Here is a 22,836-nt window from a genome sequence, read left to right as displayed (position 1 = left end):
ATCTGACACAGGCTGTGGCTGCCGGCATTACTGCCCGTAATAGGCATTCGCGCCGTGTTTACGCAGATAGTGTTTATCGAGCAGTTCAGGCTGCATATCCGGCAACTGCGGGGCCAGCTGGCGCGAGAACAGCCCCATATAGGCGCACTCCTCAAGCACCACGGCGTTGTGGACGGCATCGGCGGCATTTTTACCCCAGGCAAACGGGCCGTGCGAATGAACCAATACCGCCGGGATTTGCGCCGGATCCAGACCGCGCTCTTCAAAGGTTTTAATAATCACCTCGCCGGTCTGATACTCGTACTCGCCGTTAATTTCCTCAACGGTCATCAGTCGGGTACAGGGGATCGCGCCATAGAAATAGTCGGCGTGGGTGGTGCCCCAGGCGGGCAGATCGAGCCCGGCCTGCGACCAGATCGTCGCATGGCGGGAATGGGTATGAACGATCCCGCCGATCTGCGGATAGCGGCGATAGAGCGCCAGATGGGTCGCGGTATCGGACGACGGTTTTTTGTTGCCTTCAACGACCTTACCGCTGGCGATCTCTACCACCACCATATCGTCGGCGGTCATCACCTCATATTCAACGCCGGAAGGCTTGATGACCATCAGTTTGCGCGTCTCATCGACCGCGCTGACGTTGCCCCAGGTAAAGGTGACCAGCCCGTGCGCCGGGAGGGCCAGGTTTGCCGCCAGCACCTCGGCTTTCAGTTGCTCTAACATGTGAAACCTCCTTCCTGCATCCGTGATTCAATCCAGCGGCGGGCCTGGATAATTTCCAGCACCGGCTCACTGGATTTCTCTGTCCACATCTCAATCAGAAATGAACCGCGATAATTCAGCTCATGCAGCGTTTTAAAAATGCCCACAAAATCAACGCATCCTTCGCCAAACGGCACGTCGCGGAACTGGCCGGGGCTATCGCCGGTCACCGGCAGCGTATCTTTCAGATGAATTGCGGCGATACGGTCAATCCCCAGCTTCAGCTCGGCGGTCACGTCGTTCCCCCAGGCGCTGAGGTTGCCGACGTCTGGATAAACGGTGAACCACGGTGACGAAAGCATCTCGTCCCACTTTTTCCACTTGCTGATGGAGTTCATAAACGCGGTATCCATGATCTCCACCGCCAGCATCACCTGCGCCGCTGCGGCCTGTTCCACCGCCCACGCCAGCCCTTCGGCGAAACGTTGCTGGGTGCCTTCGTCGTGTTCTTCGTAATAGACGTCGTAACCCGCCAGCTGGATGGTGCGGATCCCCAGGTCGCGCGCCAGGCGAATGGCTTTGGTCATGATTTCACGCGCCCGCTCGCGTACCGCTTCGTCGCGGCTGCCAAAAGGGAATCGACGATGGGCGGAGAGGCACATCGACGGGATGGCGACGCCGCTTTCCAGCATCGCGTTCACCAGCGATGCGCGTTGGGCTGGCGTCCACTCCAGGCGAGAAAGGCGTTCATCCGTTTCGTCCACCGACATCTCGACAAAATCAAAACCGCAGCTTTTTGCCAGCACCAACCGCTCTGGCCAACTGAGATCTTTCGCCAGTGCTTTTTCGTAAATACCTAATGGATGATTACGCATGCTTTTCTCCCCAAATGGCGTCAATTTGGGCGTGGAATTCGGCGGCGACCTGCGCCGGATGGGCAGCACCTGCCAGCGCGCGTCCGGCGATAAACGCCTTGACGTTAATGTCGCGGAACAGCGGCAGATCGGCCGGGGTAATACCGCCGGTAATTGACAGCTCAAGGCCGATGTCGGACAACGCTTTCATACGCGTCAGGTCCGCTTCGCCCCACTGCTGCCCGCTGGCCTGCGCATCGCGTCCGCGGTGGTAAATCGCCTGGCGAACCCCGACGCGATACCAGTCTCGGGCGTCGTCCAGCGTCCAGTTGCCGAACAGCTCCATTTGAATTTCACCGCCACAGGATTGCGCGACGGCGTGGCCTTTTTCGACCGTGGCGAGCGGTGCGGCGCAGATGATAGTCATCCAGTTGGCGCCAGCGCCAAAAGCCTGCTGCGCCAGGGTTTCACCGGCATCGGCCACTTTCCAGTCGGCGACGATGATTTTTTCCGGGCACTGCGCTCGCAGGGCTTTCACCGCGCTAAGGCCTTCGGTTAAACAAAGGATGGTTCCGGCCTCAACGATATCGACATGATCCTGTAGCAGGGCGACATCGCGTTGGGCTGCTTCCAGACTGGTGTGGTCGAGCGCCAGTTGCAGTAATGGTCGGCTCATAATGCGTGCTCCTTAATACGGGCGTGATAGCCCTGTAGTGCGGTAATCAAATCCTGGTATTGGCGGTATTTGCGCTGGTAGAGGGCGTGTGCGGTCATGTCCGGCAGCAGCGTGCGCACCGGGTGCTGCAGGTCGCGTTGGGCCTCGCGGAAATCGCGATATACGCCAGTGCCGACGCGGGCAGCCAGCGCCGCGCCGAAGCAGCCGGTCTCCTCCACCTGCGGCAGTTCAATGCGTAAACCGCTGACGTCCGCCAGCATCTGCATCCAGACGTCGGAGTGGGCCGGGCCGCCGGTAACGCGCAGGGCGCAAACGTCGGTAAAACGTTCACGCATGCGGTTGAGGTGGGTCATATGGCTGAAGACCACGCCTTCATAAATCGCCTGCAGCAGGTGCGCGCGGGTGTGCAGCGCCTGCATGCCGTAAAAGCCGCAGGTCATCTCCAGTCCGGCATTGCTGCCGTAGAGAAACGGCAGAAAAAAGAGGTCGCTACCGGCTTTCGGCAGGCTGGCGACCGCCTGATTTATCTCGTCAAAAGAGAGGTCGTCCCACTGGGCGGTGAACCATTCAAGGTTGCCGGAGGAGGTCGGGCTGGCTTCGTGAACGATATACTGCCCGTCATTGACGTAGCGGCCATAGACGTAAGGGTGGGCCTCATGGTCGCGCAGGCCGTGAGCGATGCCGCTGGTTACGGCCCAGGTACCCATCACCGCATTGAGCGTTGATTCATCCTCAATACCGGCGCAAATGGCGGTGGAAACCACGTCAAACAGGCCGCCGACGACGGGGGTACCCGCGGTCAGACCGGTGATGGCGGCTGCCTGAGCGGTGATCTCCCCGCATATTTCGGCTGAACCCACCACGGGGGGCAGCGCGCTGTCGATTTCACTGATGTCTAGCCACTCGGTCAGGCGCGGGTCGTACTGGCCCGTCGCCATGTTGTAGAGGTTGGACTCGGAGATGTTGCTCTCTTCACAGCCCTTCACGCCGGTTAAGCACCAGCGCAGATAGTCATGCGTCATCATGACGCAGCCTATCTGCGCGTAGCGCTGCGGCTCATTTTCTTTTACCCAGCGTAAAAGGGAGACTGGATGCCCGGTCCACAGGGTTTGCCGAGTCAGCGGGTAGAGTTTTTGCGGAACCGCTTCTTTTTGCCAGCGCTGGACAATTTCCATGGCGCGACGGTCGGAAGAGAGTATCGCTTTACCTAATGGCCGATCGCTTTTATCTAACAGGAATAGGCCCTTACCCTGAGCGGAAATACCCAGACCGCGGATTTGTGAACCATTCACCCCCGTGTGCGCCAGCAGTTTGCTGATGACCGAGGCGCACTGTTGCCACAGTTCGGTCATATCGCGTTCAACCCAGCCTGGCTGCGGGCTTAAAGCGTGCAGCGGCAGGCGTTGCACCGCTACTTCCCGGCCTGCGCCATCGTACAATCCGGCTTTTAGCCAACTCCCACCACAATCTAACCCCAGCCAGTAATTGCTCATGACTTATTGCACCTCATCCACGGCTTTCAGGAGGTCGGCGCCCTGTGGGTTGTCTTTCAGGAACATATCGCGCACCTGGCTGCCCAGCGCATCGCTAAAGGCTTTACGGTCGATATCGGTCAGGACTTCAACTCCGGCTTCTTTCATGCCATCGATAATTTTTTGCTGATCTTCGGCGACCAGTTTGCGCTGATAGTCACCCGCTTCTTTGGCGGAACTCAGCAGTGCCTCCTGGAACTGCGGGCTTAAAGCGTCGAATTTGGCTTTATTGATCACCAGCAGCAGAGGCGAATAGGCGTGATGAGTGAGGGAGAGGTATTTCTGTACCTCATAGAATTTCGCTGACCACACGACGTTGATAGGGTGTTCCTGGGCATCAATCGTACGGGTTTCGAGGCCGGTATAGACTTCGGAGAACGGCATCGGAATAGGGTTCGCGCCGAAGATTTTAAAGGCCGCGATATTCATTGGGCTGTTGTTAGTGCGGATTTTTAAGCCTTTCAAATCGCCCGGCGTTTTTACCGGCGCGCGGGAGTTGGTGACGTCGCGCCAGCCGTTTTCCCAGTAGGCGAGGACTTTTAACCCTTTTGAATCGAGTGATTTTTTCAGTTCATCGCCGACTTTGCCGTCGAGCGTTTTATGCGCATGCGGGGTATCGCGAAACAGGAATGGGACATCAAGTAAGTTGAATACAGGGGCCAGGCCGGTGAAATTGTTCGAACCGGACATTTCCATATCAATAGTTCCGCCGCGCACCCCGCTGATCATTGCCTGGGCGTTACCTAATGTGCTGTCAGGAAAGAGTTTTAGCGTTAATTCGCCGTTGGTTTTTTCTTTTAATAGTTCGTTAAATTTTTTCGCGGCAATATGTTGGGAGTCAGATTGCGGTGTTTCATAACCAAAACGTAAAGATTGCGCCGCCAGAGACGACACGCTGAAAACCGTCAGACCAGCTATCAATAATGAACGAGCAATAACGTGTAATTTCATAATATTATCCTTTAATTAATCCATTTAAGCGGTGTGATAATTAGCTCGGGAATAAAAATAAATAAAACCAGCAGCGACATCAGTACGACAACGTAAGGGAATACGCCTCTTACCGCGTCATCAAATTTCAATTTTGCTACCCCGGAAATAACGTTGAGGACGTTGCCAACGGGCGGTGTGATTAATCCAATAGAGCAGTTAATAATGAACATGACGCCGAAATAAATCGGGTCAATATTGGCTTCTTTAACTAATGGTAATAATACAGGGGTAAGAATTAACACCGTTGGCGTTAAATCCATCACCATACCGACGACCATAATTGAGATCATAATGACGATAAATAAGAGTCGCGGAGAGTCGACCAGCGGCTGCAGCAAATCTGACACCATCATGGGTAATTCCGCGATCGTAATCAGCCAGGCGGATACCTGGGCCGCGGCCACCAGAAACATGACGACTGACGTCGTTTTGGCGGCATTGACCAGCACGTGGTAGAGACTGGAAAACGTTAATTCCCGATAGATAACAACAGCGACAAAGAGGGCGTAAAACGCGGCAACCGCCCCTGCCTCCGTTGGCGTGAAAAGTCCGGAACGGAAGCCGCCGATAATAATCACCGGTAAAAACAGCGCCCAGATACCTGAAACCAATGATTGCCAGATTTCACGCGGTGTTGCTTTGGGCTGAGAAGGGAGATTTAATCGCCCGGCCTGCCACCACCAGGTGAGCATAAGCGCCGCGCCCATCATGATGCCCGGTGCGATCCCGGCCATAAACAGCTTGCTGATCGACAAGCCGCTGGAAACGCCGAAGATAATAAAAGGAATCGAGGGCGGAATAATTGGCGCAATGATCCCGCCGGAAGCGATTAACCCAACGGAGCGGTTGATCGGGTAGTTTGCGGAGCGCATCATCGGCACCAGCAGCGCGGCGACCGCAGCGGTATCTGCTACCGCAGAGCCGGAAAGGCTGGCCATAATCATTGCCGCAATAACGCCCACGTAGCCCAGGCCGCCGGGCTTATGGCCGACCAGCTTCATCGGCAGGTCGACAATTCGCTTTGACAGGCCGCCCGCGTTCATGATTTCACCGGCCAAAACAAAAAAGGGAATGGCCAGCAGGGAGAAACTGTCCGCGCCGTTAACCAGGGTTTGCGCCATAATCTGCACGTCAAACATATCCAGGTATGCCATCAGAGCAGCGCCGCAAAGCAGCAGCGACCAGGCGATGGGTAAACCTATCGCGATCCCGCCGAGCAGGCAGCAGAGAAATATCACCACGGCCATGATTAGGCTCCTTGCTGTGGTTGTTGAAAGGAATCGTTACGCGTTATTAAGTGATAAAGCCGACGCAGCTCGATTAACGCGATGGCAACGCTTGTGGGCAGACAGGCGATATACATCAGGCCGATCGGTAAACCGAGGATTGGCGAGTGATCGCTCCAGTCCTGCAACGCTTTTTGCAGGCTGCCCCAGCCTAATGCGAGGCATAACAATAAAATCAGCGAATGCGTCAGCAGCGAAAGTCGACGTTGATTCGCTGGCGAAAGTTTTTCCACCACAAAAGTAACCTGAACGTGAGCGTTATCCATAAATGCAACGATGGCGCCAATAAACGTCAGCCATACAAATAGATAACGTGATAGTTCATCTACCGACAAAATACTGCTCTCAAAACCGTAACGTAAAATAACATTAATAAATACAATGCAGGAAAGTACGGCAATTAATACCGCAAGTATGCCCTCAAGTACCCGCTTCATAACGACTCCATCAGGTTATAGAAACTTATTTCTTTCGATGCTGAATAGTGGAACTTAATTTCTTATGTTTGGTTTATATTAGGTCGGCGCAACGTTGAGTTGCAGGCCGAGAATTAAGGTGATGATGTTTAATTCAGGTTAGCGGCGTGTGGCCTTTTCATCATGTTAATACCATCGCGTAATATATTGATGCGGTGATTAATATCGGCGCTGGCATTGATTTCCAACAATTTAATACCGGTAAACTGCAACAGATCGGGAGCTGCGGCGGTAATGAGTTCTTTAACATGTTTCTCCGTCATCAGGCTTTGTGGACAGAAAGGTGCAAACGGAGCATGGAGGTCCTGCCATTCGCCGTATTCTCCGCTTTGTGTCGTGCCGGAGAACATCAGCGCACCGAGTTTTCCAGCCTGTTTGGCCTGCTGCGTGTGGATCAGCGGTAGAGAGGTATCCCGTCCTTCAATAGCCGAGCGCGCCCAGTTAATGCAGACGCTTATGTCATAGTCGGCAATAGTTTCCAGTACGTTTACTAACGGTAAGAATCCTTTGCGCGGTGCGGGGCCGGTCATCGCGTCGCAGTGTTCAAGCACCAGGTCGCAGGACCAGTCCCAGTTGGCAATCTCTTTTAATGAGCGCGCAAAGGCATCGGTTGCCTGCGCTACGTTCGGATTGCCCGCCAGCGGAGCGGCATGAAGCTCAAGGGCTATGACTTTGCCGGGGGTTTTCGCATTGAGTTTATTTATCTTCTGATAAAGATGACGGTAGTATTCCACGCAGGCTTTACGCTGTTCCTCGTCACTGGACGCTAATCCAAAACCGCCGTTTTCGCTACGGCGGCGCATGGTTTCCATTATCGCGGTGACCACGATTTGCCAGTTCCCTGGTGTATGGCGCAATAACCACTCGTCGCCGAGCGGGTGAAGATGTTCAAGACAAGGCTGCTCCAGCCCCAGGATATCCGGAGTATCAGAGAGTTGCCGCCAGAATTCCGTCTCTTCCTCTTCACTCTTCTGGTGAAATGAGGGTGCACAAGGGTACGCACCGATAATATAACCGGTATTATTTTTCATTTTGTGCTCCAGTAAACTCTATTTTATAAAACGTCTATGGCGACTTTTACGACTATTTTCCGTATCGGCGTAGCAATACTTTTATTACAACCTGGACGATGAACATCCTGCGGGAAAAACAGGGCATAACTTCCCGGTATCATTTCAATGAATGATTCATGTTCACTGTCGTGATAAAAAATAATATCGCGCTGTTCTAATAATGACTCGCTGATTTGATTATTACCGGTATCAATGGCAACCCCAATTTTCTCTTCGCCCCATGCCAGAAACTGAATATCCAGATAGCGGCGATGAACCTCCGGACGATTTTCAGCAGCATCGCGGGTGGTCATATCGATAATCTGCGCGAAGATATTTTGGCCGTCGATTTCCACTACGCCGGGTTCAAGCGTGCGAAAGTCCGTATTGCGCAGGAAATCGAGCGCCTGCTCTATGGCCGACGGTAGCCGGCACGGATTAGGCTGCGCGATATGTCCAAAAATCATGATGTGGCTCCTTACAGCGCCTGAATTTTAGCCCAGACGCTGTCGTCAACGGTGATACCGTGACGGCGGTTGTCATCCAGCAGTTTGGTAAATTCGTGGCCTGGCAGCCGGATAGCGACGTTGTCGTCGGCGCGTTCAGCGGTGGTGATGAAATCCATAATCCGCTGCAGTTTGGCATCGCGGGTTGCGCCATCGATCAGCTTATCCACTTCTATGGCGATGAAAATCTGCGAAACGCCATATTCATCGCTGTTTTCCTGGGTCACTTCGGCAACGGAAGAGCCGTTGGAAAGCAGGGTGGCAATCATGTCCAGCACAATCGACAGACCAGATCCTTTCCAGTAACCCATTGGTAAAATGCGGCGATTTTTCTCGATAACGCCCGGTTCTTTGGTCAACTGACCGTTATCGTCGAAACCGCCGTCCACCGGCAGTTCGCGGCCCGCCAGACGGTTAACTTCTAACATCCCGTAGGAGAACATAGACATCGACATATCTACCATCGTGATCGGCGTGGAAGGGATGGCGACGATCAGCGGATTGGTACCGATACGGCACTCTTTCGCGCCCCACGGCGGCATGACGGCGATGGAGTTGGTCCAGCAAATGCCGATATAGCCTTTTTCCGCCGCCTGCCAGCCGTAGCTGCCGCCGCGCATCCAGTGGTTAGCATTACGTAACGCCACCAGGCCAATACCATGATCGGAAGCCAGCTCGATGGCCCGGTCCATCATCTTTTTCGCCGTCAGGTTGCCGATAGCGCGCTGAGCATCCCACTGTTCGATGGCGCCGAGGCTGGTAACCCGCTGCGGTTTAGCATCAGGAATAATGTCGCCGTTATCCAGTTGCTGGATGAAGCGGGGAAAGCGGTTCACGCCGTGGGAATAGACACCGGACTCAGTGGTGCGAGCGAACATTTCCGCGCAGGCGTCGGCGGTATCTTCCGCAATATTCCGCGACCGCAAGACGCGGTAGAAGGCCCCTTTTAACTCTTCGAAAGTTACTTTCATCCCTGTTCTCCTGGTCGATTGTTAGAAATTTTAGTATGTTTTTTTGTCGATAAATTTCATAATGCGAAATCTAGTTCCAAATATATAGATCAAAAATTGACATGGCAACGCCAGAGAAGGTTTTTAAAAACGATTAAAATCATTGGGTTATGTTTTTTATGCTGATATCGTGAACTGCAACACACTTTGAGCTACCATCTGATCGCCCAAGAAAGGAGAGAGTTTTCTGATGAGCCAGAACAACGATAAAGAGAAGCCTGCGGGGAGTCAGAGCCTGTTTCGTGGCCTGATGTTGATAGAAATTTTGAGTAACTACCCGAACGGTTGCCCGCTGGCGCACCTGTCGGAGCTGGCGGGGTTGAACAAGAGTACCGTCCATCGGTTGTTGCAGGGGCTTCAATCCTGCGGATACGTGACGCCAGCGCCGGCGGCCGGAAGCTACCGTCTGACGACAAAGTTTATTGCCGTCGGCCAAAAAGCCCTGTCATCGCTGAATATCATCCACGTTGCGGCACCGCACCTTGAGGCGCTCAACCTGGCCACCGGCGAGACGGTGAATTTTTCCAGCCGTGAAGATGACCACGCTATCCTGATTTATAAGCTGGAACCGACCACCGGTATGCTGCGCACGCGTGCCTACATTGGCCAGCATATGCCGCTGTACTGCTCGGCGATGGGGAAAATTTATATGGCGTTTGGTCAGCCGGATTATGTGGCGTCTTACTGGGAAAGCCATAAAGATCAGATCCAGCCGCTGACTCGTAATACCATTACCGATTTACCAGTAATGTACGATGAGCTGGCGCAAATTCGTGAAACCAGCATGGCGATGGATCGCGAAGAAAATGAACTGGGCGTTTCCTGTATTGCTGTGCCTGTGTTTGATATTCACCATCGAGTGCCTTACGCCATTTCTATTTCACTGTCGACGTCACGGCTAAAACAGATCGGCGAGAAAAATCTGCTCAAACCGTTGCGTGAAACCGCACAGGCTATCTCTAATGAGCTGGGATTTACCATTCGCGAATAAGACAGCTCGCCAGGTTTTATCAGGCATCTGACAAAATTTGTCCGTTTGCGTAGTGGGATCAAAGCGGCGGGGAATGGCTCTCTGGCATTCTGGCGTTTTAACGCAGGGGGAGAACAATGAACCGGTTTATTATGGCGGATGCGTCGGCGTGTATCGGGTGTCGTACCTGCGAGGTCGCCTGCGTGGTGTCGCACCAGGAACAGCAGAATAGCGCGGCGGTGACGACGGCGGACTTTGTGCCGCGTATCCGGGTGATAAAAGAGGATAGCTTCACCACGGCCACGGTCTGCCATCAGTGTGAGGACGCGCCGTGCGCGAATGTCTGCCCGGTACAGGCGATTCGCCGTGATCGGGGGCATATCTTCGTGACGCCATCGCGCTGCATTGGTTGTAAAAGCTGTATGCTGGCTTGCCCGTTTGGTGCGATGACCGTGGTGGCGTCCGCGTCAGGCGCGCAGGCGATTAAATGCGATCTTTGCTGGCATCGGGAAGCGGGGCCGGCGTGCGTGGAAGCCTGCCCGACCAGTGCGTTACAGTGCGTTGACGCAACACACGTGCAGCGCCAGCGCCTCTATTCTCAACCTTTATGAATGTCGTTCCGGCTTGCATGATGGCCGGAATAGCCGTCAGCCTTCACGCCAGGCGCGTTCTATCTCTTCTGCCAGAATTTTTACGCCCGCCTCGATTTTATCCGGTTCAGGCACGTAGTTCATCCGCATACATTGGTGTGTGTGCGGCCAGGGTTTATCCAGTCCGGGAAAGAAATAGTGGCCCGGCACCATCAGCACGCCGCGCGCTTTCAAGCGTTGATAGAGTAGCTCGGTGGTTATCGGCAGATCTTTAAACCACAGCCACAAAAATATTGCGCCTTCCGGTTTATGAATCAGGCAGCGTTCTTCGGATAAATAGCGACGAATGATCGCGATCGTCTGTTGAACGCGCTGATAGTAGAAAGGTTTGATAACCGTTTCCGACAGCCGCAGCAGATCGTTACGCTTAATCATTTCGCACATCATCGCCGGACCCATGCCGCCGGGCGCAAGGCTGATAATGCCGTTCATGTTGGCAATGGCGGAAATCGTCTTATCATTGGCGATGATAATCCCGCATCGGGAACCGGGCAGCCCCAGCTTCGAGAGGCTCATGCATAGGATAATATTGGGGTTCCACAGCGGGCGCGCCTCGCTAAAGATAATGCCCGGAAACGGTACGCCGTAAGCGTTATCAATCACCAGTGGGATGTTGTGCTGATTCGCCAGTCTGTCCAGCTTCATCAGCTCTTCGTCGGTGATAACGTTACCGGTTGGGTTGGTCGGGCGCGAGACGCAAATCATCCCCGTTTCTTCGCCGATGTGCAGATGCTCAAAATCGACGTGATACTTAAACTGGCCTTCCGGCAGCAGCTCAATATTCGGGCGCGCCGAAACGAAGAGGTCGTCTTCCAGACCGGAATCCGCATAGCCGATGTATTCCGGCGCAAGCGGGAATAGTACCTTTTTCGTACTGCCATCGGCGCGACGTCCGGCGAAGAGATTAAATAAGTAGAAAAACGCGCTCTGACTGCCATTTGTCAGCGCAATATTCTGTGGTTCGATATCCCATCCCAGCGTTTCACGTAGCAGTACGGCCAGTGCATTCAGTAGCGCCGTTTTTCCCTGGGGGCCGTCATAATTACAAAGCGCATCAGCGGCTTTGCCGCTTTCTACCATCTCTGTCAGTAGCGTCTGGAAATAATCCTGCATTGCAGGGATGTGTGCCGGGTTACCGCCGCCAAGCATGATGGCGCCTGGCGTGCGTAAGCCGTCGTTGAGATCCTCCATCAGGCGGGTAATGCCTGAATGGCGGGTAAATTTATCGCCGAAAAGTGAAAATGTCATAACGGGTGATCTATCGAACTGTCTGTCAAAGTGGATAACCATAACGCTACAAATGGCGGGGCGCAAATGGGGGTCAGGCGGTAGTGTTGATGTTTTATGCTACAAATTTTTATCAGGTTAGTTTTTTATTTTGAAGGGGCTACCGGTACGCGAGGAGACCGGTAGCGCCACGATTAGCGGCGGCCCGCCCAGACGACCATCACCGTATCGTCGCCGTACTGGCGTACAAAACCGTACCCGTGTTTTAGCGTCAGCGTGGTTTGTTGGCCTGCGCCGATGGCGGGATGTCTGGCGCGGAACTGGCTAATACGCTGCCAGTGCGCGACGGCTGCGGCTGACTTTCCGCTCACGTCCTGCCAGTTCATATCTGAACGGGTGCCTTGCAGCGGGTCGGAGCCGGTGGGGCCGAAGGGACGAGCGGATTCATCGCCGTAAAAGATCTGCACCGCGCCTGGCGAAAGCAGCAGCAGTTCCGCCGCCTTATCACCGCCCTCACGGAAAAGGCGGGTATCATGCGAGGAGAGGTAACTTAATACGTTGAAATCCTGCATTTTATCCGCCATCTGCTGCCAGACTGGCCCCATTTCCGCCAGGCAATCGACCGCTTTCGCGGCCTGCTCCTGATAATCAAAATTGATCATCGCGTCGAAACCATAGCGATAATAATCACTTTTCATGACGCCGTGGCCCCACGCTTCGCCAGTCATCCAGAACGGGCTATCATCCAGCGCTTTGTCCGGATTGGCCTGCTTCCATTCACGTAACGCCGCGCTGGCCTGGGTTTTTAGCTGTTGCCAGGCAGGAAGCTCAACATTTTTGGCAGTATCGACCCGGAACCCGTCAATGCCGTAATCATGCACCCACTGGCTTAACCAGTGAGTCAGATAATCCCGTGGCGTATAGCCCTCAATGAACTTTGCTTTAGTATCAGGTTTGTTGGCATAGAACGCGGGTAGGCCGGAAGGCGTGGTAGATTCCGTTTTTATATCCGGCAGGAAGGCCAGCGACAGGGTTAAATCGTCAAATCCCGGACTGTCGTAGTCGCCAATATCGGTACGAATCCACTTTTTCCCCCACCATTTTTCCCAGGCGGCGCTGTCGCTGAAGTTGATGTAGTCGTTAAAGCTGTGCCAGCTTTGTCCGGCGGCGGGTCGCCAGTTTGTCCAGCGATCGCCGAGAATTTTTTGCCGTTCCGCGCCGGATAAATAGAGCGCGCCGAACTGATACTCCTGCATATCCGCCAGCGTGGCGTAACCGGCATGATTCATTACTACGTCAAATAAAATACGGATGCCGCGCTGGTGCGCGCCGTCGACCAGCGCGCGGAGATCGGCTTCGCTGCCCATATTGGCATCCAGCGTCGTCCAGTCCTGAGTGTAATAGCCGTGATAGGCGTAATGAGGAAAATCGCCTTTTGTTCCGCCGCCGACCCAGCCGTGGATCTGTTCAAACGGCGAGCTTATCCACAAGGCGTTCACGCCTAATTGCTGTAGATAGTCCAGTTGACTCGTCAACCCGCGTAAATCGCCGCCGTGGAAAGTGCCAATCTCTTGCATACCATCCTTATGGCGACCATAGCTGTGGTCGTTGGTTGGATCGCCATTGCGAAAACGATCCGTAAGCACAAAATAAACGGTGGCGTTGCGCCAGTTAAAAGGCGCTGATGCATGGGTTTCCGCGCGTTCCAGCAATAAAAGCCCGTGGCTGTCGGCAGGTCGCAGAGTGATTTGTCCGTTTTGGACGGTATCGGTTTGACCACTGTAATAATCGCGCACTACTGTCCCTTCCGGAAAGGTCTGGCGAACATCCAGCGTGAGCGGCGAACCATCCCAGACGGGACACTGGTAGGCGAGCTGCGCGGTGCGTTCAGGTTCAGTTTTTATCGATAACAGCAGGGTCGGCGTACCGGAGCGGGTATCTACCGTTATTGTATAGTCGCCATCTTTAAACAAACGCCATTGCGGCGGCGCGCCTTCGCAGGGTTTTAACGACAACATCTGGTTGAGTTTTATGGCGCCGGAGGGCTGCCAGCACTGCTGGTCAATATGGAGCGTTAACGCGCGTGTACCTTTTGTTAATGCAGCATGGCTGGTAAAGCGTCCGGTTTCCTGCGTCGAGAACGTCGGAAAACCGGGCGAGGTCCATGATGAGGCGATCGCGATACCGGGTATCAGCGTCAGAGCGAAGGCGGCAAGTTTCATCACGCTATCCTTTGTGGGCAATATTCATCAGCTTGCCTGGTTTTTAGGCGAATGAACTCCTCCCCCGCAGAGAGTCGCGCAGGAGGAGGCGCGAGGGTGAGCGACGAGGCGCAAAAAAACGCCTCTATTTGCGATAAGCACCACATTTTATTGGCATTATTGCTGTCTGTTATCGTTAATAGTTGACATAGTTTCGGATTAAGACTATTCCCTGAGGTGCTTTTTAAGCCTATTTTTGCTAGAATTTGGGGTTCAAACCTTAACTTCGTGAAAAATAAAAGGTGTTGGAATGTATCAATCCGACCAGGAGACCTAATGATATTGACTCCCATGCGACGATATGGGGCAATGATTCTTATGTTACTCACCATCGCATTTTCGGGTGAGGTGCTGGCAAAGACGCACGCAACGCAAACGAGTCAAAAGTCCCACATAACCGAGAAAAGTTATAAACAGGTTAGCAGTAAACAAGAGTATTCTCGCAATAGTGCAAAGAGCAGTTCACTTCCTGATTTGCGAAAATACCCTTCCGGAACCCCCAGAAAAAAAGCGTTTCTCCGGACCGTTATGCCTTACATCACCAGCCAAAATGCCGCGATTACCGCGGACCGTAATTGGCTGATCTCAAAACAGTACCAGAACCGCTGGTCGCCGTCTGAGCGCGCGCGTATGAAAGATATCGCGAAGCGCTATAAAGTGAGCTGGTCCGGCAACACGCGTCGTATTCCGTGGAATACGTTGCTGGAGCGCGTCGACATTATCCCAACCAGCATGGTGGCGACGATGGCGGCGGCGGAAAGCGGCTGGGGAACCTCTAAACTGGCGCGTAGCAACAATAACCTGTTCGGCATGAAGTGCACGAAGGGGCGTTGTACCAATACGCCGGGTAAGGTGAAAGGTTACTCGCAATTCGCGTCGGTTGAGGAGTCGGTGAGCGCGTATGTCACCAACCTGAACACGCATCCGGCTTATTCTTCTTTCCGCAAGTCGCGCGCTCAACTGCGTAAGGCGGATCAGGAAGTCACCGCCACGGCGATGATTCATAAGCTGAAGGGTTACTCTACCCAGGGGTCGCGCTATAACAACTACTTGTTCGCGATGTACCAGGACAACCAGCGTCTGATCGCCGCGCATATGTAATTCTGTGTGCCGGATGGCGCTACGCTATCCGGCTTACAAGGCGTCTGTAGGCTGGATAAACTACAACAACGCTTCACTATGCTGGTCGCGATACTCCTTAGGCGTAGTGACGTACTCCTTTTTAAACACCGAATAGAAATATTGCAGTGACGGGTAGCCGCACATTTGCGAAATTTCGTTTATCGCCAACGTGGTAGAAATCAACAAACTACGCGCTTTTTCCAGCTTTTCGGCGTGGATCAGCGCATGTATCGTCTCGCCAACTTCTTCCTTAAAACGTTTTTCCAGGTTTGAACGTGAAATCCCAACCGCGTCCAGCACCTGCTCGACTTTAATGCCCTTACAGGCATGGTTACGAATAAAGTGCATCGCCTGGATAACCGCCGGATCGGTCAGGGAGCGATAGTCTGTCGAGCGGCGCGCAATGACGCGCACCGGCGGCACCAGAATGCGCTGTAACGGCATCTCTTCGCGCGCCAGCAAACGGTGCAGCAGTTTCGCCGCCTGATAACCCATTTGCCGCGCCCCCTGCGCGACGGAGGAAAGCGCGACGCGCGACAGATAACGGGTTAACTCTTCGTTATCAATACCGATAACGCAGAGTTTTTCCGGCACCGGAATATGCAGGTGTTCACAGGCCTGCAATACGTGACGGGCGCGGGCATCCGTTACGGCAATGATGCCGGTTTGCGGCGGCAGCGTCTGAAGCCAGTCGGCGAGGCGATTTTGCGCGTGCTGCCAGTTTTCCGGCGCGGTTTCCAGCCCCTGATAGACTACGCCGCGGTATTTTTCCTCGGCGACCAGCTGGCGAAAGGCGTATTCCCGTTCCGCCGCCCAATGTTTGCGGCTGGAGTCGGGCAAACCGTAAAACGCGAAGCGGTTAACGCCTTTTTCTTTTAAATGCAGGAAAGCGCTTTCAACGAGCGCATGATTATCGGTGGCGATGTAATGAACGGCGGGATAATTTTCAGCAAGATGGTAAGAACCGCCGACCCCGACAATGGGTACGTCGACATCGGCTAATAATTGCGCGATATCGTCATCATCGTAATCGGCAATAACGCCGTCGCCTAACCACTCTTTAATGTTATCGATACGGGCACGGAAATCTTCCTCAATAAATATATCCCATTCGGATTGCGAGGCTTGTAAATATTCACCCACCCCCTCCACTACCTGACGGTCATAGGCTTTATTCGCGTTAAATAACAGAGTGATGCGGTGACGTTTATCAAACATGAGGATATATCCTGCAAAAGTGAACCTGGACTCATGGATACTATCAAAACGGCTGACATAACGGTCTGGCGAATGATGACAAATTATTTTGCGCCTGAAACGTTATGCGAAATTCATCACAGCAAACGGCGGATGACAATTGTCATTTCTTATCTATATATTACGGTTTTTTGTTTATTTGCCAGGATTCGATCGCGATCGCTTTTTTCTTCTGTGGTTTTCAGCGTTTTTTTGAGAGCCAGAGCACATTTGGGGATTCTCTTAATAGCGGTGTGAAATAACGTAATTGAGCAATAAATCAGGAAATTCCAGTATGACGTTATGTCGTTTACTTGCCGTCTTATCTGATTATGGAGCTCACTATGCAGGCTTATTTTGACCAACTCGATCGTGTTCGCTATGAAGGCCCTCAATCGACTAACCCGCTGGCATTTCGTCATTACAATCCCGACGAGCTGGTTTTAGGTAAACGTATGGAAGATCACCTGCGTTTCGCGGCCTGTTACTGGCATACCTTCTGCTGGAACGGCGCGGATATGTTTGGTGTAGGCGCGTTTAATCGTCCGTGGCAGCAACCGGGCGAAGCGCTGGAGCTGGCGAAACGCAAAGCGGACGTGGCGTTTGAATTTTTCCACAAACTGAATGTGCCTTTTTATTGCTTCCATGACGTGGATGTGTCGCCGGAAGGCGCGTCGCTGAAAGAATATAAAAACAACTTCGCGCAGATGGTGGATGTGCTGGCGGCGAAACAGGAACAGAGCGGCGTAAAACTGCTGTGGGGAACGGCGAACTGCTTTACCAACCCGCGCTATGGCGCAGGCGCCGCCACTAACCCGGATCCGGAAGTCTTTAGCTGGGCAGCGACGCAAGTGGTTACGGCAATGAACGCCACGCATAAACTGGGCGGCGAAAATTACGTGCTGTGGGGCGGGCGCGAAGGTTATGAAACGTTGCTGAATACCGATCTGCGCCAGGAACGCGAACAGATTGGCCGTTTTATGCAAATGGTGGTCGAGCACAAACATAAAATGGGTTTCCAGGGCACGCTGCTGATTGAACCCAAACCACAGGAACCGACAAAACATCAGTATGATTATGACGTTGCAACGGTCTATGGCTTCCTCAAACAGTTCGGCCTGGAAAAAGAGATCAAAGTGAACATTGAGGCGAACCACGCGACGCTGGCGGGCCATTCGTTCCACCATGAAATCGCGACCGCTATCGCGCTGGGTATTTTTGGCTCCGTTGACGCCAACCGCGGCGATGCGCAACTGGGCTGGGATACCGATCAGTTCCCGATTAGCGTTGAAGAGAACGCGCTGGTGATGTACGAAATCCTGAAAGCGGGCGGATTCACAACGGGCGGTCTCAACTTCGACGCCAAAGTTCGTCGCCAGAGCACCGATAAATACGATCTGTTCTACGGTCATATCGGCGCGATGGATACGATGGCGTTGTCGCTGAAAATTGCCGCGCGTATGGTTGAAGACGGCGAGCTGGATAAACGCGTGGCGAAGCGCTATGCCGGCTGGAATGGCGAGCTGGGGCAGCAGATTCTGAAAGGACAACTCTCCTTAGGCGAACTGGCGCAGTATGCGGAGCAGCACAATCTGGCGCCAGTACATCAAAGCGGTCATCAGGAGCTGTTAGAAAATCTGGTTAACCGTTATCTGTTTGATAAATAACCCTATCTACCGGGCGACTCCGCGTTAGCCCGGCCTGTAGTCGTGATTAGCCCGGTAAGCGTAGCGCTGCCGGGCGCTTTCAGTAAAGGAACCCACACTATGTATATCGGGATCGATCTTGGTACATCGGGTGTAAAAGCTATCCTGTTGAATGAGCAGGGCGATGTGCTGGCTACGCATACTGAAAAACTGACCGTATCGCGTCCGCATCCCTTATGGTCGGAACAGGAACCAGAGCAGTGGTGGCAGGCGACGGATCGTGCGGTTAAAGGTTTAGGTCGGCAACAGTCGTTAAGTGGCGTCCGGGCGTTGGGCATCGCCGGACAAATGCATGGCGCGACATTGCTTGATAGCCGTCAGCAGGTTCTGCGACCAGCGATTTTATGGAATGACGGACGCTGTAGCGAAGAGTGCGCCTGGCTGGAAAAACAGGTGCCGCAGTCGCGTGCGATAACTGGTAATCTGATGATGCCCGGTTTTACCGCGCCCAAATTAGTCTGGGTGCAGCGCCACGAACCGGATATTTTCCGCCAGATAGACAAAGTTCTGCTGCCGAAAGATTTTCTGCGGCTGCGAATGACGGGCGTCTTTGCCAGCGATATGTCGGATGCGGCGGGAACGATGTGGCTGGACGTGAAAAAGCGCGACTGGAGCGACGTTATGCTCAACGCCTGTCATTTAACCCGACAGCAGATGCCAGCGTTATTTGAAGGTAGTGACATTACCGGAACGTTGCTGCCAGAGGTAGCCAGCGCATGGGGAATGCCAGCAGTACCTGTGGTGGCGGGCGGCGGCGACAATGCGGCTGGCGCGGTCGGCGTAGGAATGATCGATGCCGGACAGGCGATGCTCTCACTTGGAACATCGGGCGTCTATTTTGCCGTCAGCGATGGCTTTCTGAGTAAACCGGAGAGCGCAGTACACAGTTTTTGCCATGCGCTGCCGGAACGCTGGCATTTAATGTCTGTGATGTTGAGCGCCGCCTCTTGTCTGGACTGGGCGGCTAAACTCACCGGGCAGGAGAACGTCCCGGCGCTGATTGCCGCCGCACAGCAGGCGGATGAGCATGCCGATTCGATCTGGTTTTTGCCGTACCTGTCCGGCGAGCGCACGCCGCACAATAATCCGCAGGCAAAAGGCGTTTTCTTTGGTTTAACCCATCAGCATGGCCCGGCGGAACTGGCGCGGGCGGTACTGGAAGGCGTGGGATATGCTCTGGCGGATGGCATGGATGTGGTTCACGCCTGCGGCGTCAAACCCGCCAGCGTGACGCTTATCGGCGGCGGGGCGCGCAGCGAATACTGGCGTCAGATGCTATCTGATATTAGCGGGCTACAGCTTGATTATCGTACTGGCGGCGATGTGGGGCCAGCGCTGGGCGCGGCGCGTCTGGCGCAAATTGCGGTGAATAAACAGACTCCGCTCGCCGATGTATTGCCGCAGTTGCCGCTGGAGCAGGCGCATTATCCTGATGCGCAGCGTCATGCGGTTTATCAACAACGTCGTGAAACCTTCCGTCGACTCTATCAGCAGCTGTTGCCGTTGATGTCATAAGTCAGAATGCCTTTCGGTTTTGGCTGAAAGGCATTTCCCGTAAATATTAATTCTATTGAATTATATCGAAGTAAGTATGTGTGTTTTCTGATTTTTATATTATTGCTGAGCAGGCGCCTTTTTCATCGCTATTTCTTCGCTTAATGTGTCTCACACAACCACAAGGAGAGTGAGATGGACGATCACGTTGCACGCAGGAAACGGATGTTCGGCCTGGGAATGTTAGTTGTCGGTGCAGTGGTATACCTGGTGGGACTGTGGCCAGGCTGTCATACATTAAGCGAAAAGGGATATTTTTTTGCGGCAATCGTCATGTGCGGTTTTCCAGTCTTAATTCGCCAGGAACACACGGGGAATGACCGCTTGCTTTCTCGTTGCAAATCTTTGCTGTTACTTGGCATCGGCATGGTCGCGGTCGGCGTATTTAACCTGGCGCTGGCGGGCGCGCTGAAAATACTGTGTCTGGTGGCGCTGGGGGTCAGTATATATGGAACCGATCTTTACGCTTCCTACAGTGATGATGAATGATGGCCGGAGCCATCATTCGTTTAGCTAACCCATTTCCGTTTATCAATACGCTGTAACAGCATGGAAAGTAGCAGGCTTCCTGTCACCGTCGCGGCAAAAACCCACACGATGTCTAACGGCGGCCAACGTTTTAGCTCCAGACCATTAGTACGTAGCGCATGGATAATCAGCGCGTGGAAACCATAAATACCCAACGAGTGGCGGGAGATAAGCCCCAGTCCAGGTAACGTCCGCGCATTCAGCTTATTTTTAACTACCGTGAACAGTGAGACAGCGCAAATAAACACCATGGGACCGCAATACAGATACCAGGTATCGGCAAAATTTCCGCGCCAGCGTAATTCATGCAATGTGCCGCGAGAAATAACAAATACCGCGATGATGAACAGGGCAGTGCAGATAAGCGTCAGCGATGGCTTTTGCGTCTCCATCATTCCAATGGCGCGGCCCAGGATACCGTAGAGAATGTAGTAGAACGTGTCGCCGCTGATATACAGATTGATGGGCAACCATTCAACGCCGCCGATTTTTTGCGGCACAGTATTTGGGTTAGCAATAATACCAATGATCACCATCAGCATCAGGAGCATTTTGCCGCTCACGTTTTTTACCTGGATTAATGGCGATACCAGGTAGATCACCGTAATCGCAAAGAAAAACCACAGGTGGTAAAACACGGGTTTTTGCAGCGCATTTTTTAGCGAAAGCTCGACGTTGATCGAAGTAAAAAGAGAAATGTAAGCCAGGGCGACAACGCTGTAAAAGATAAGGCACAGGGCGATACGTAAAAAATGCCGCGGTTGCGCGCAGCGCTCGCCAAAAAAAAGATAGCCTGAAATCATAAAAAACAGGGGAACGCTAACGCGCGAAGCCGAATTCAGGACATTCGCAATATCCCAGTTTAGCGGGCTGACGCTGTGGGCGTTGGTGATGTACCACGTTGTAGTATGGATCATCACTACCATTAAACAGGCGATCCCTCGCAGGTTATCAATCCAGTTAATTTTAGGCTGCATCAGTTCCTCAGCTTCCGTTTGAATAGAGTTCCAGCGCGGTGGCTCACTGGAAAAATCCGACTTTCTACGCTACATCTTGTGATGGCGTAAGGAGATTCGCACAATGTTTCTGTTACCCACAAACCTTAATAATAAGACTGACCAGCAAACCAGACGGTAATAAAAATGATAATGAAGTATTTCTGTACTGTGATGATAGCCATCGCTCTGGTGGGATGCACAGCGACACCGCCACCGACGCAAAAAGCCCAGCAGAGTAAAGTGAGCCCAACACGCACGCTGGATATGGAAGCATTGTGTAAAGCCCAGGCGGCGCAGCGTTACAACACTGGCGCACAGAAAATTGCTGTTACCGGCTTCGAGCAGTTTCAGGGGAGCTATGAGATGCGTGGTAATACCTTCCGTAAAGAGAGTTTTGTCTGCTCTTTTGATGCAGATGGGCAGTTTTTACATCTTTCTATGCGGTAAAAGCCGCGCCTGGTGAGGTGTGATGCCGCGAAATCCGGCAATTTTCGCTAAACAAACCGGTTTCATACTGTATATCTCGCATCCAGCGGGTATACTGGCTCCTTCCTTTAAATCCACACGTATCCAGCACGAAATAATATGCAAAAGTTTGATACCAGGACCTTCCAGGGCTTGATCCTGACCTTACAGGATTACTGGGCTCGCCAGGGCTGCACCATTGTTCAACCATTGGACATGGAAGTCGGCGCGGGAACTTCTCATCCAATGACCTGCCTGCGCGCGCTGGGGCCAGAGCCGATGGCGACTGCCTATGTGCAGCCTTCTCGTCGTCCGACCGATGGCCGCTACGGCGAAAACCCGAACCGCTTACAGCACTACTATCAGTTCCAGGTAGTGATTAAGCCGTCTCCGGAGAATATTCAGGAGCTGTATCTCGGTTCTCTGAAAGAGCTGGGTATGGACCCGACGATCCACGATATCCGTTTCGTGGAAGATAACTGGGAGAACCCGACGCTGGGTGCCTGGGGACTCGGCTGGGAAGTGTGGCTGAATGGCATGGAAGTGACGCAGTTCACCTACTTCCAGCAGGTCGGCGGCCTGGAGTGCAAGCCGGTGACCGGTGAAATCACCTACGGTCTGGAACGTCTGGCGATGTATATCCAGGGCGTGGACAGCGTTTACGACCTGGTCTGGAGCGATGGCCCGCTGGGTAAAACCACCTACGGCGACGTGTTCCATCAGAACGAAGTGGAGCAGTCCACCTATAACTTTGAATACGCCGATGTGGATTTCTTATTCACCTGCTTCGAGCAGTATGAGAAAGAAGCCCAGCAGCTGCTGGCGCTGGAAAACCCGCTGCCGCTGCCGGCCTACGAGCGTATTCTGAAAGCCGCCCATAGCTTCAACCTGCTGGATGCGCGTAAAGCTATCTCCGTCACCGAACGTCAGCGCTACATTTTGCGTATTCGCACCCTGACCAAAGCAGTGGCAGAAGCTTATTATGCTTCCCGTGAAGCCCTCGGCTTCCCGATGTGCAACAAAGACAAGTAA

General features: G+C 53.3%; 22 protein-coding genes. 8 read left to right on the top strand and 14 right to left on the bottom strand.

Annotation, left to right across the window (positions count from 1 at the left end):
• Nucleotides 1-27: 27 nt before the first annotated feature.
• The 10 genes from araD to yiaK all read right to left on the bottom strand — a co-directional run bounded on the left by araD (nucleotide 28) and on the right by yiaK (nucleotide 9,048).
• Complete coding sequence (gene araD / locus NAZ64_RS10475) at nucleotides 28-723, bottom strand: L-ribulose-5-phosphate 4-epimerase (RefSeq protein ID WP_000893174.1); 696 nt, start codon at nucleotides 721-723, stop codon at nucleotides 28-30.
• Entirely contained in the window at nucleotides 717-1,577 is an 861-nt protein-coding gene (locus tag NAZ64_RS10470) for an L-ribulose-5-phosphate 3-epimerase (protein ID WP_001244030.1), read from the bottom strand. The genes araD and NAZ64_RS10470 overlap by 7 nt, the downstream gene beginning before the upstream one ends.
• The gene (gene ulaD, locus NAZ64_RS10465) at nucleotides 1,570-2,232 is read right to left on the bottom strand and encodes a 3-keto-L-gulonate-6-phosphate decarboxylase UlaD (RefSeq protein WP_064047371.1); all 663 of its coding nucleotides are present in this window, start codon (nucleotides 2,230-2,232) and stop codon (nucleotides 1,570-1,572) included. Before ulaD ends, NAZ64_RS10470 begins: the two co-directional genes overlap by 8 nt.
• Nucleotides 2,229-3,725, bottom strand: coding sequence for an FGGY-family carbohydrate kinase (locus NAZ64_RS10460; RefSeq protein ID WP_220569563.1), 1,497 nt, complete (start codon nucleotides 3,723-3,725; stop codon nucleotides 2,229-2,231). The genes ulaD and NAZ64_RS10460 overlap by 4 nt, the downstream gene beginning before the upstream one ends.
• Nucleotides 3,726-3,728: 3 nt before the next feature.
• A complete protein-coding gene (gene yiaO, locus NAZ64_RS10455; RefSeq protein WP_483640928.1) occupies nucleotides 3,729-4,715 on the bottom strand; it encodes a 2,3-diketo-L-gulonate TRAP transporter substrate-binding protein YiaO in 987 nt (328 codons plus the stop codon).
• Nucleotides 4,716-4,726: 11 nt separating this feature from the next.
• The gene (yiaN, locus tag NAZ64_RS10450; RefSeq protein ID WP_000301822.1) at nucleotides 4,727-6,004 is read right to left on the bottom strand and encodes a 2,3-diketo-L-gulonate TRAP transporter large permease YiaN; all 1,278 of its coding nucleotides are present in this window, start codon (nucleotides 6,002-6,004) and stop codon (nucleotides 4,727-4,729) included.
• 2 nt (nucleotides 6,005-6,006) lie between these two features.
• Nucleotides 6,007-6,480, bottom strand: coding sequence for a 2,3-diketo-L-gulonate TRAP transporter small permease YiaM (gene yiaM / locus NAZ64_RS10445; RefSeq protein WP_000832316.1), 474 nt, complete (start codon nucleotides 6,478-6,480; stop codon nucleotides 6,007-6,009).
• 128 nt (nucleotides 6,481-6,608) lie between these two features.
• On the bottom strand, nucleotides 6,609-7,550 hold the full coding sequence (locus tag NAZ64_RS10440) for a DUF4862 family protein (RefSeq protein WP_220569565.1): 942 nt from the start codon (nucleotides 7,548-7,550) through the stop codon (nucleotides 6,609-6,611).
• A gap of 23 nt (nucleotides 7,551-7,573) precedes the next feature.
• On the bottom strand, nucleotides 7,574-8,038 hold the full coding sequence (locus tag NAZ64_RS10435) for a YhcH/YjgK/YiaL family protein (protein ID WP_000576105.1): 465 nt from the start codon (nucleotides 8,036-8,038) through the stop codon (nucleotides 7,574-7,576).
• A gap of 11 nt (nucleotides 8,039-8,049) precedes the next feature.
• A complete protein-coding gene (gene yiaK / locus NAZ64_RS10430) occupies nucleotides 8,050-9,048 on the bottom strand; it encodes a 3-dehydro-L-gulonate 2-dehydrogenase (RefSeq protein ID WP_000869009.1) in 999 nt (332 codons plus the stop codon).
• 229 nt (nucleotides 9,049-9,277) lie between these two features.
• Between yiaK and yiaJ the strand changes: the two genes are divergently transcribed.
• Together yiaJ and NAZ64_RS10420 are read left to right on the top strand one after the other, a co-directional pair.
• Complete coding sequence (gene yiaJ, locus NAZ64_RS10425; RefSeq protein WP_220569566.1) at nucleotides 9,278-10,078, top strand: IclR family transcriptional regulator YiaJ; 801 nt, start codon at nucleotides 9,278-9,280, stop codon at nucleotides 10,076-10,078.
• Nucleotides 10,079-10,194: 116 nt separating this feature from the next.
• Nucleotides 10,195-10,668, top strand: a complete 474-nt coding sequence (locus tag NAZ64_RS10420) for a 4Fe-4S dicluster domain-containing protein (protein WP_220569567.1) — start codon at nucleotides 10,195-10,197, stop codon at nucleotides 10,666-10,668.
• 36 nt (nucleotides 10,669-10,704) lie between these two features.
• Here NAZ64_RS10420 and avtA read toward each other — a convergent pair whose 3' ends face one another.
• Together avtA and NAZ64_RS10410 are read right to left on the bottom strand one after the other, a co-directional pair.
• Complete coding sequence (gene avtA, locus NAZ64_RS10415) at nucleotides 10,705-11,955, bottom strand: valine--pyruvate transaminase (RefSeq protein ID WP_000144383.1); 1,251 nt, start codon at nucleotides 11,953-11,955, stop codon at nucleotides 10,705-10,707.
• A 173-nt stretch (nucleotides 11,956-12,128) separates the two neighbouring features.
• On the bottom strand, nucleotides 12,129-14,156 hold the full coding sequence (locus NAZ64_RS10410; protein WP_183058131.1) for an alpha-amylase: 2,028 nt from the start codon (nucleotides 14,154-14,156) through the stop codon (nucleotides 12,129-12,131).
• A gap of 315 nt (nucleotides 14,157-14,471) precedes the next feature.
• Between NAZ64_RS10410 and NAZ64_RS10405 the strand changes: the two genes are divergently transcribed.
• Entirely contained in the window at nucleotides 14,472-15,296 is an 825-nt protein-coding gene (locus tag NAZ64_RS10405; RefSeq protein ID WP_079961896.1) for a protein bax, read from the top strand.
• A 60-nt stretch (nucleotides 15,297-15,356) separates the two neighbouring features.
• Here the strand turns inward: NAZ64_RS10405 and xylR are convergent, their stop codons facing one another.
• Complete coding sequence (xylR, locus tag NAZ64_RS10400; RefSeq protein ID WP_000459824.1) at nucleotides 15,357-16,535, bottom strand: D-xylose utilization transcriptional activator XylR; 1,179 nt, start codon at nucleotides 16,533-16,535, stop codon at nucleotides 15,357-15,359.
• A 362-nt stretch (nucleotides 16,536-16,897) separates the two neighbouring features.
• Here xylR and xylA point away from each other — a divergent pair, with 362 nt between their 5' ends.
• The 3 genes from xylA (at nucleotide 16,898) to NAZ64_RS10385 (ending at nucleotide 20,302) form a co-directional block, all read left to right on the top strand.
• Nucleotides 16,898-18,220, top strand: a complete 1,323-nt coding sequence (xylA, locus tag NAZ64_RS10395; RefSeq protein ID WP_001149561.1) for a xylose isomerase — start codon at nucleotides 16,898-16,900, stop codon at nucleotides 18,218-18,220.
• A 99-nt stretch (nucleotides 18,221-18,319) separates the two neighbouring features.
• Nucleotides 18,320-19,774, top strand: coding sequence for a xylulokinase (xylB, locus tag NAZ64_RS10390; RefSeq protein WP_000275320.1), 1,455 nt, complete (start codon nucleotides 18,320-18,322; stop codon nucleotides 19,772-19,774).
• 174 nt (nucleotides 19,775-19,948) lie between these two features.
• Complete coding sequence (locus tag NAZ64_RS10385; RefSeq protein ID WP_001635944.1) at nucleotides 19,949-20,302, top strand: YiaA/YiaB family protein; 354 nt, start codon at nucleotides 19,949-19,951, stop codon at nucleotides 20,300-20,302.
• A 20-nt stretch (nucleotides 20,303-20,322) separates the two neighbouring features.
• Here the strand turns inward: NAZ64_RS10385 and NAZ64_RS10380 are convergent, their stop codons facing one another.
• Nucleotides 20,323-21,318, bottom strand: a complete 996-nt coding sequence (locus NAZ64_RS10380; protein ID WP_079897576.1) for an acyltransferase — start codon at nucleotides 21,316-21,318, stop codon at nucleotides 20,323-20,325.
• A 165-nt stretch (nucleotides 21,319-21,483) separates the two neighbouring features.
• On the opposite strand from NAZ64_RS10380, the gene NAZ64_RS10375 reads away from it, so the two are divergent.
• Both NAZ64_RS10375 and glyQ read left to right on the top strand, forming a co-directional pair.
• The gene (locus tag NAZ64_RS10375) at nucleotides 21,484-21,786 is read left to right on the top strand and encodes a YsaB family lipoprotein (protein WP_000605592.1); all 303 of its coding nucleotides are present in this window, start codon (nucleotides 21,484-21,486) and stop codon (nucleotides 21,784-21,786) included.
• Nucleotides 21,787-21,924: 138 nt separating this feature from the next.
• Nucleotides 21,925-22,836, top strand: coding sequence for a glycine--tRNA ligase subunit alpha (gene glyQ / locus NAZ64_RS10370; protein WP_001168556.1), 912 nt, complete (start codon nucleotides 21,925-21,927; stop codon nucleotides 22,834-22,836).

It is taken from the genome of Salmonella sp. A1325, assembly GCF_056991255.1.
The sequence above is the reverse complement of the archived record's forward strand: the minus strand, read 5'-3'. Positions and strand labels throughout refer to the sequence as shown.

Coding starts and splice junctions, on each gene's coding strand:
- yiaK (WP_000869009.1), bottom strand. CDS start 9,048: ATGAAAGTAACTTTCGAAGAGTTAAAAGGGGCCTTCTACCGCGTCTTG.
- NAZ64_RS10385 (WP_001635944.1), top strand. CDS start 19,949: ATGGACGATCACGTTGCACGCAGGAAACGGATGTTCGGCCTGGGAATG.
- NAZ64_RS10470 (WP_001244030.1), bottom strand. CDS start 1,577: ATGCGTAATCATCCATTAGGTATTTACGAAAAAGCACTGGCGAAAGAT.
- NAZ64_RS10460 (WP_220569563.1), bottom strand. CDS start 3,725: ATGAGCAATTACTGGCTGGGGTTAGATTGTGGTGGGAGTTGGCTAAAA.
- NAZ64_RS10420 (WP_220569567.1), top strand. CDS start 10,195: ATGAACCGGTTTATTATGGCGGATGCGTCGGCGTGTATCGGGTGTCGT.
- avtA (WP_000144383.1), bottom strand. CDS start 11,955: ATGACATTTTCACTTTTCGGCGATAAATTTACCCGCCATTCAGGCATT.
- NAZ64_RS10375 (WP_000605592.1), top strand. CDS start 21,484: ATGATAATGAAGTATTTCTGTACTGTGATGATAGCCATCGCTCTGGTG.
- xylR (WP_000459824.1), bottom strand. CDS start 16,535: ATGTTTGATAAACGTCACCGCATCACTCTGTTATTTAACGCGAATAAA.
- yiaJ (WP_220569566.1), top strand. CDS start 9,278: ATGAGCCAGAACAACGATAAAGAGAAGCCTGCGGGGAGTCAGAGCCTG.
- yiaN (WP_000301822.1), bottom strand. CDS start 6,004: ATGGCCGTGGTGATATTTCTCTGCTGCCTGCTCGGCGGGATCGCGATA.
- NAZ64_RS10380 (WP_079897576.1), bottom strand. CDS start 21,318: ATGCAGCCTAAAATTAACTGGATTGATAACCTGCGAGGGATCGCCTGT.
- NAZ64_RS10405 (WP_079961896.1), top strand. CDS start 14,472: ATGATATTGACTCCCATGCGACGATATGGGGCAATGATTCTTATGTTA.
- NAZ64_RS10410 (WP_183058131.1), bottom strand. CDS start 14,156: ATGAAACTTGCCGCCTTCGCTCTGACGCTGATACCCGGTATCGCGATC.
- glyQ (WP_001168556.1), top strand. CDS start 21,925: ATGCAAAAGTTTGATACCAGGACCTTCCAGGGCTTGATCCTGACCTTA.
- NAZ64_RS10440 (WP_220569565.1), bottom strand. CDS start 7,550: ATGAAAAATAATACCGGTTATATTATCGGTGCGTACCCTTGTGCACCC.
- yiaO (WP_483640928.1), bottom strand. CDS start 4,715: ATGAAATTACACGTTATTGCTCGTTCATTATTGATAGCTGGTCTGACG.
- xylB (WP_000275320.1), top strand. CDS start 18,320: ATGTATATCGGGATCGATCTTGGTACATCGGGTGTAAAAGCTATCCTG.
- xylA (WP_001149561.1), top strand. CDS start 16,898: ATGCAGGCTTATTTTGACCAACTCGATCGTGTTCGCTATGAAGGCCCT.
- ulaD (WP_064047371.1), bottom strand. CDS start 2,232: ATGAGCCGACCATTACTGCAACTGGCGCTCGACCACACCAGTCTGGAA.
- yiaM (WP_000832316.1), bottom strand. CDS start 6,480: ATGAAGCGGGTACTTGAGGGCATACTTGCGGTATTAATTGCCGTACTT.
- NAZ64_RS10435 (WP_000576105.1), bottom strand. CDS start 8,038: ATGATTTTTGGACATATCGCGCAGCCTAATCCGTGCCGGCTACCGTCG.
- araD (WP_000893174.1), bottom strand. CDS start 723: ATGTTAGAGCAACTGAAAGCCGAGGTGCTGGCGGCAAACCTGGCCCTC.